Origin of the sequence: Kitasatospora sp. NPDC057223, assembly GCF_042669755.1 — a bacterium.
Lineage (GTDB): Bacteria > Actinomycetota > Actinomycetes > Streptomycetales > Streptomycetaceae > Kitasatospora.
Genome location: NZ_JBHUWW010000041.1, coordinates 51675 through 58474 on the forward strand (window position 1 = coordinate 51675; position 6800 = coordinate 58474).

The 6800-nt window shown below is 72.2% G+C and carries 7 protein-coding genes; 5 read left to right on the top strand and 2 right to left on the bottom strand.

Going from position 1 to position 6800, the window contains the following annotated elements:
• Positions 1-56 precede the first annotated feature (56 nt).
• Positions 57-1085, top strand: coding sequence for a hypothetical protein (locus tag ACFUK0_RS17115; protein ID WP_380250833.1), 1029 nt, complete (start codon positions 57-59; stop codon positions 1083-1085).
• Positions 1086-1292: 207 nt separating this feature from the next.
• On the opposite strand, the gene ACFUK0_RS17120 is transcribed toward ACFUK0_RS17115, so the two are convergent.
• Both ACFUK0_RS17120 and ACFUK0_RS17125 read right to left on the bottom strand, forming a co-directional pair.
• The gene (locus ACFUK0_RS17120; RefSeq protein ID WP_380250835.1) at positions 1293-1880 is read right to left on the bottom strand and encodes an isochorismatase family protein; all 588 of its coding nucleotides are present in this window, start codon (positions 1878-1880) and stop codon (positions 1293-1295) included.
• 173 nt (positions 1881-2053) lie between these two features.
• Positions 2054-3367 (bottom strand): nicotinate phosphoribosyltransferase, encoded by a 1314-nt coding sequence (locus ACFUK0_RS17125; protein WP_380250837.1) that lies wholly within the window; start codon positions 3365-3367, stop codon positions 2054-2056.
• A 264-nt stretch (positions 3368-3631) separates the two neighbouring features.
• Between ACFUK0_RS17125 and clpS the strand changes: the two genes are divergently transcribed.
• From clpS to ACFUK0_RS17145, 4 genes are all read left to right on the top strand, one after another.
• Positions 3632-3925: an ATP-dependent Clp protease adapter ClpS gene (clpS, locus tag ACFUK0_RS17130; protein WP_380250839.1), complete on the top strand. Its 294-nt coding sequence runs from the start codon at positions 3632-3634 to the stop codon at positions 3923-3925.
• Positions 3926-4029: 104 nt separating this feature from the next.
• A complete protein-coding gene (locus ACFUK0_RS17135) occupies positions 4030-4605 on the top strand; it encodes a DUF2017 domain-containing protein (RefSeq protein WP_380250841.1) in 576 nt (191 codons plus the stop codon).
• Between the two features lie 184 nt (positions 4606-4789).
• Positions 4790-6232, top strand: a complete 1443-nt coding sequence (locus ACFUK0_RS17140; RefSeq protein ID WP_380250843.1) for an amino acid permease — start codon at positions 4790-4792, stop codon at positions 6230-6232.
• Between the two features lie 88 nt (positions 6233-6320).
• The gene (locus tag ACFUK0_RS17145; RefSeq protein ID WP_380250845.1) at positions 6321-6752 is read left to right on the top strand and encodes a Mov34/MPN/PAD-1 family protein; all 432 of its coding nucleotides are present in this window, start codon (positions 6321-6323) and stop codon (positions 6750-6752) included.
• Positions 6753-6800: the final 48 nt, after the last annotated feature.

A 6800-nucleotide genomic window follows, 5' to 3' on the forward strand; every position in this document is an offset into this window, starting at 1 on the left:
CGTAACAGTGCGTCAGGCAGCCGATGTCCGGTCCGGGCGTTGGGGATGGTGTCGGCATGAGCTACCGGATTCCATCGCCGCCCCCGTCCCTGGAGGAGCTGGCGAAGCGTCAGCAGAATGTCATCACCGCCGGCCAGTTGCGGGCGCGGGGTGTACCGACCCGGGTGGTCAGTGACCACTGCCGCCCCGGTGGCCCCTGGCAGCGCCTGCTGCCCAGGGTCTACCTGCTGCAGGAGGGCGAACCGACGCCCGAGCAGCGGATCTGGGCCGCACTGCTCTACGCCGCGCAGAACGGCCGCGAGGAGGGGCAGCGGGACGGCGCGGTGATCACCGGCGCGGCGGCCCTCGCCCTCTACGGCTTCGCCGCGGTGCCCCGGCTGCCCGCCCTCACCGGCGTCGAGGTGCTGGTGCCCCGCCAGCGTCGGCTGAAGGACGCGGGCGAGGTGCGGATCCGCCGCACGGCGCGGGAGTTGGAGTCGCACTCGGTGCACGGCCTGGCCTGCGCCCCGGTCGCCCGGGCGGTGGCCGACGCGCTGCGGGAGTGGACGGACGCGGGGGAGTTCGCGGTGGGCGCGGCCGGTCCGCACCTGGTCCGCGCCGTCCTGCGGGAGGCGGTCGCCCTGCCGCAGGGCCGCTGCACGGTGGCGGAGCTGCTCGCCGAGCTGATCGAGGCCGACCTGCTCGGCGACCTCCTGATCCGGGCCGCACTGGACGAACTGCTCGCCGCCGAGCGCGAGTCGACGATCGAACGGCTCGGCCTGCTGCTCGGTGAACTGCAGCTGCCCGCCCCGTTGGCCGGCCCCGAGCTGCGGATGCGCGGCGGCACCTACATCGCCGTGCCGGACCTGTACTGGCCGCAGGCCGGGGTCGCGGTGGAGGTCGACGCCGAGCTGCGCTGCGTCAGCGCCGGGGAGTCGGCCTGGGCGCGCGGGGGCAGGCACCGGCTGGAGTACGTGGGTGTCCGGGTGGTGCAGCTCTCGGGCCGGCGCCTCGCGGCCGAACCCGAGACGGTCGGTGCCGAACTGCGCGAGGCCCTCGCCCTGGGCGGGACGGACCTGGTGGAGCTGGTCGCCACCGAGCGGTGAGCGCGGCCCCGGCCCCGGCGGTCGGCCGCCCGACGGCCGGCTGTCCGATCGCCGGCCACCGCCCGTCCGCCGTCCGCCCGATCACCGTCCGCCCGACGGCCGGCTACCGGCCGTCCGATCACCGGTTACCCGCCGTCCGCCCGACAGCCGGCTACCCACCGTCCGTCCGATCACCGGCTACCCGACAGCCGGCTACCCGCCGTCCGGCTATCCGACGACCGGCGAGCCGACGAGGGTGACCCCGGCCGCCCGGAGCTCCTCCAGCGCCGCCGCCGTGGTCTGCGGGGAGACGCCGGCCGTCAGGTCCAGCAGGACGCGGGTGGCGAAGCCCGCGCGCACGGCGTCCAGCGCGGTCGCCCGGACGCAGTGGTCGGTGGCGATACCCACCACGTCCACCTCGGTGACCTGGCGCTCGCGCAGCCACTCCGTCGCGCCCCGGTTGTTCTCGTCGAAGCCCTCGAACCCGCTGTAGGCCGCCGAGTAGGCGCCCTTGTCGAAGACCGCCTCGATGGCGCCGGAGGTGACGGAGGGGGCGAAGTTGGGGTGGAAGCCGACGCCCTCGGTGCCGGCCACGCAGTGCACGGGCCAGCTGGTGACGTAGTCCGGTTCGGCGGAGAAGTGCTCGCCCGGGTCGATGTGGTGGTCCCTGGTGGCCACGATGTGGTGGTAGGCGGGGGCGGACTCGGCGATCAGGTCGGTGATCGCGGCGGCCACTTCGGCGCCCCCGGCGACGGCCAGGCTGCCGCCCTCGCAGAAGTCGTTCTGCACGTCGACGACGATCAGTGCCCGGTGCATGGCTTGCTTCCTCGGTGGTGAAAGAAGTGGAGAGGTGATGGAGGTGGTGGCGGCCGGAGTGGGGCAGTGCCGCTGCCGTGTGGCCGGCTGGTGGCAACTCTAGGGAGAGACGTGCGCGGGCGGAAGTGCTGTGGGCGCGGACGCCGTGGCTCCGCGCCGCCTCCCGGGCGTCGTCAGGCCGTCCGTTCGGTCGTCAGCACCGGCTCGCCCTTGGAGAGCTGGGTGGCGGACAGCGGCAGCGCGGCCCGGGACCGGATGTGGCGCTCCCGGGCGGCGGCCAGCGGCTCGCGCCCGACGCTCTCGCCGGCCACGACGAGCGGCACCTGGAGCAGGTGCCCGGCCAGCTCCTCGGGGACGGGGCCGGTGCCGACGACCTCGGCCTCGGCGACGCCGTCGGCGTCCGGCCGGCGGGCCGCCCACTTGCGGCCGCCGACGCTGCTCTTGGCCCCGGCGGACCGCTTGGCCACCGGGATCAGCGGGCCGCCGGGGGTGCTCTCCCGGGCCACGAGCTTGTAGACCATCGCGCAGGTCGGGTGGCCGCTGCCGGTGACCAGGCTGGTGCCGACGCCGTAGCCGTCGACCGGGGCGGCGGCCAGCGCGGCGATGGCGTACTCGTCGAGGTCCGAGGTGACGATGATCTTGGTCTTGTGCGCGCCCAGGTCGTCCAGCTGACGGCGGACCCGGTGGGCGAGCAGCGTCAGGTCGCCGGAGTCGATCCGGACGGCGCCGAGCTCGGGGCCGGCCACCTCCACGGCGGTGCGGACGGCCTCCTGGAGGTCGTACGTGTCGACCAGCAGCGTGGTGCCGCGGCCCATCGAGGCGATCTGTGCGGTGAAGGCGTCGCGCTCGCTGTCGTGCAGCAGGGTGAAGGCGTGCGCGGCGGTGCCGGTGGTGGGGATGCCGTAGGTGAAGCCGGCCTCCAGGTCCGAGGTGGCGGAGAACCCGGCCACGTAGGCCGCGCGGGCGGCGGCCACGGCGGCGCTCTCGTGGGCGCGGCGGGCGCCCATCTCGATGCACGGGCGGGTGCCCGCGGCGGAGGTCATCCGGGAGGCGGCGGCGGCGATGGCGGAGTCGAAGTTGAGGATCGACAGGATCAGGGTCTCCAGGATCACCGCCTCGGCGAAGCTGCCCTCGACGGTGAGCACCGGCGAGCCGGGGAAGTAGACCTCGCCCTCCGGGTACCCGTGGATGTCGCCGCGGAACCGGTAGCCGGCCAGGAACTCCAGGGTCTCCTCGTCGACCACGCCCTGGGCGGACAGCCAGTCGAGCTGCGGGGTGGTGAAGCGGAAGTTCTCCACCGCGTCCAGCACCCGGCCGGTGCCCGCCGTGACGCCGTAGCGCCGGCCGTTCGGCAGGCGGCGGGTGAACACCTCGAACACGGAGCGGCGGTGGGCTGCTCCGCTGCGCAGGGCGGCCTGCAGCATGGTGAGCTCATAGCGGTCGGTGAGCAGCGCGGTCGAGCCGGCCGCGCGAGAAGTGGCGTCCATGAGGATGATGCTACTACCACTTAGCGTCAAAGTGACGATTTCTCTTCCGGTGTTCTTCGGGTGTTCTCGCGGGCGGTCCGGACGGCGTCCGCACGGGTGTCCGCGCGAGGTCTCCGGCGGGGCGGATTCAGGTGTTTACCCACGTTCTGCGGCTTCTGCGCCGATCTGTGAGGATCGCGGGGCGGAATCGCCCACGGGTCCCCCGGATGGCAGCATGGGGAGACGAGGGAGCATCCGGAACGCGTACCAGGAGGAGAACCAGCGGTGAGTGTCGCGCCCGTCGAGATCGAGCGCCCGGAGGTCGAAGGCCTGCCGGTGGCGGAGCCGGACACACCGTGGGTGACGATCGTCCACAACGACCCGGTCAACCTGATGAGCTACGTCCAGTACGTCTTCCAGGCCTACTTCGGCTACCCGAAGGACAAGGCCCGGGAGCTCATGATGGAGGTGCACACCAAGGGCCGCTCGGTGGTCTCCAGCGGCTCGCGCGAGGAGATGGAGCGCGACGTCCAGGCGATGCACGGGTACGGACTGTGGGCCACCCTCCAGCACGACTGACGGCGGTGCGGGCCTTCGCCCCGGCGCCACGGCGCGTCGCGGCCCCGGCCGGGCGGGCGCCGATCCCACGACGAACAGACGACGAGACGGGCTGACCGATACAGATGGCTGGGTTGTTCGAGAGTGCCGGCGACGGTGGTGCGGCGATCGCACTGGACGAGCTGGAGGCATCCATCCTGCGCTCGCTGGAGGTGCAGATGCTGGAGCTGATCGGGCCCGGCCCGGGGCAGGGCAGTGACGACCCGCTGGCCGCCCTGTTCGCCGAGGGCCCCACCGAGGCGCCCGCCGACCCGGCGCTGCTGCGGCTCTTCCCGGACGCCTACGGCGAGCCCGGGCAGCCCGCGGACGCCGACACCAGGGCCGCCGCCGCCGAGTTCCGCCGCTACACCGAGGTCGACCTGCGGACCCGCAAGCGGGACGACGCCCTGCATGTCGTCCGGGCCCTGGACGGCCTCGGCGGCGACGGCGGGGTGCTGAAGCTCGGGCCGGCGGACTGCCTGCACTGGCTCGGCGCGGTCAACGACCTCCGGCTGACCCTCGCGGCCCGGCTGGAGATCACCGAGGAGGACGAGCAGGGCCTCTACAAGCTGTCCGACAGCGACGAGCGCAAGCCCCTGGTGATGGCGTACCTGTGGCTCGGCGGCATGCAGGAGTCGCTGCTGGAGGCGATGGCCGGCTGACCGCCGCCACCCCGGGATCATCCTTCGACCCCCTGTCCGAATGTCGGACAGGGGGTCGCTGCATTCACGGGTGAACCGGGCGAAACCATGACATCGCATGCTCAAATATCGCTCAGATGCGCACCGCTCAGCGGTCACCCCGTGGTACGACTTCTGCACCCCACGAGACCCAGGACGGTGCACCATGGCCGAACAGCTCTACGACGAACTGTCCGATCCCAAGCCGGACGAGGAGGGCTACGCCCGGGGTCTGGGCAGTCGTCAGATCCAGATGATCGCGATCGGCGGGGCGATCGGCACCGGCCTCTTCCTCGGCGCGGGCACGGCGATCTCCAAGGCCGGGCCCAGTCTGATCCTGTCCTACGCGGTGGCCGGCGTGGTGATCTTCGTGATCATGCGCGCCCTCGGCGAACTCCTCACCTACCGGCCGGTGTCCGGCAGCTTCGCCGAGTACGCCCGGGAGTTCCTGGGCCCGTTCGCCGGCTATGTCACCGGGTGGACGTACTGGCTGTTCTGGGTCGTCACCGGCATGGCCGAGACCACCGCCGCCGCCGTCTACGTGCGCTTCTGGGCCCCGGACATCCCGCAGTGGATCAGCGCTCTGGTCTTCCTGCTGATCCTCTACGCGGCCAACCTGATCTCCGTGAGGCTCTTCGGCGAGATCGAGTTCTGGTTCTCGATGGTCAAGGTCACCGCCATCATCGGCATGATCCTGATCGGCGTCGGCGTCCTCACCCTGGGCTTCAGCGACGCCGGTGACACCGCGTCAATCACCAACCTCTGGCAGGACGGCGGCTTCTTCCCGAAGGGGATCGGCGCCACCGTGATGACCCTGCAGATCGTGATGTTCGCCTACCTCGGCGTCGAGCTGGTCGGCGTCACGGCGGGCGAGAGCGAGGACCCGCAGCGGACCCTGCCGCGCGCCATCAACACGCTGCCCTGGCGGATCGGGCTCTTCTACATCGGCGCACTGGTGGTGATCCTGTCGCTCGTCCCGTGGACCGAGTTCCAGCCCGGGGTGAGCCCGTTCGTCGCCGCCTTCGGCAAGGTCGGCATCCCGGCCGCCGCCGGCATCATCAACTTCGTGGTGCTCACCGCCGCGCTGTCCTCCTGCAACTCCGGCATGTACTCCACCGGCCGGATGCTGCGCGACCTCGCCCTGCGCGGCCAGGCCCCCGGTCTGCTGACGAAGCTCAACGGCAGCCGCAGCCCGGCGTTCGCGATCACCGCCTCGACGCTGCTGATGGGCCTCGGAGTGCTCCTCAACTACGTCGCGCCCGGCAGGGCGTTCGAGTACATCACCTCCGTCGCCACCGTCTGCGGGCTGTGGACCTGGGCGATGATCCTGATCTGCCAGATCCGCTACCGCCGGGCCTGGCAGAACGGCCACCTCCCGCCGCCCACCTTCCGGGCCCCCGGCGGCGTCTGGAGCAGCTGGTCCGCGCTCGCCTTCCTCGCCGTGGTGCTCGTCCTGATCGCCTTCGACAGGAACAGCCGGATCTCGCTGTACGTCTTCCCCGCCTGGGCCGCCCTGCTGGTGATCGGCTACCAGGTGCTCAGGCGGGTCCGGCCGGAGGCCGTGCACGGCACCGCGCACGACCACCTGCACGCCCGTGACGGCGGCTGAGACCCCGTCCGCGGCCCGGTCGTCCACCGGCCGGACCGAACGCCGGACAACCGGCCGCCGCCGGGCCGGGCGTCGCTATCCTGGCCGCATGCTGACCATCACCCGAGAACTGCACGACGCGATCGTCGCCCACGCCCGGGCCGACCACCCGGACGAGGCCTGCGGCGTGGTCGCGGGACCGGCCGGAAGCGGACGCCCGGAGCGGTTCATCCCGATGCTCAACGCCGCCCGCTCGCCCACGTTCTACGAGTTCGACTCCGGTGACCTCTTCAAGCTCTACCGGGAGATGGACGACCGGGACGAGGAGCCGGTGATCGTCTATCACTCGCACACCGCCACCGAGGCGCACCCCTCGCGCACCGACGTCTCCCTCGCCTCCGAGCCCGAGGCCCACTACGTACTCGTCTCCACCGCCGAGGGCAACGAGCCCGGCGACCCCTTCCAGTTCCGCTCGTTCCGCATCGTGGACGGGGAGATCACGGAGGAAGACGTCCAGGTTGTCGAGGCCTACCGGCCCTGACTCGCACCCCACCTGGATCCGGGCCCGCCGACCGCTGCCACAGCGGTC

What these genes read in the sequence shown, in the direction of transcription:
- ACFUK0_RS17115 (WP_380250833.1), top strand. Translation starts at nt 57, where the DNA reads ATGAGCTACCGGATTCCATCGCCGCCCCCGTCCCTGGAGGAGCTGGCG.
- ACFUK0_RS17120 (WP_380250835.1), bottom strand. Translation starts at nt 1,880, where the DNA reads ATGCACCGGGCACTGATCGTCGTCGACGTGCAGAACGACTTCTGCGAG.
- ACFUK0_RS17125 (WP_380250837.1), bottom strand. Translation starts at nt 3,367, where the DNA reads ATGGACGCCACTTCTCGCGCGGCCGGCTCGACCGCGCTGCTCACCGAC.
- ACFUK0_RS17135 (WP_380250841.1), top strand. Translation starts at nt 4,030, where the DNA reads ATGGCTGGGTTGTTCGAGAGTGCCGGCGACGGTGGTGCGGCGATCGCA.
- ACFUK0_RS17140 (WP_380250843.1), top strand. Translation starts at nt 4,790, where the DNA reads ATGGCCGAACAGCTCTACGACGAACTGTCCGATCCCAAGCCGGACGAG.
- ACFUK0_RS17145 (WP_380250845.1), top strand. Translation starts at nt 6,321, where the DNA reads ATGCTGACCATCACCCGAGAACTGCACGACGCGATCGTCGCCCACGCC.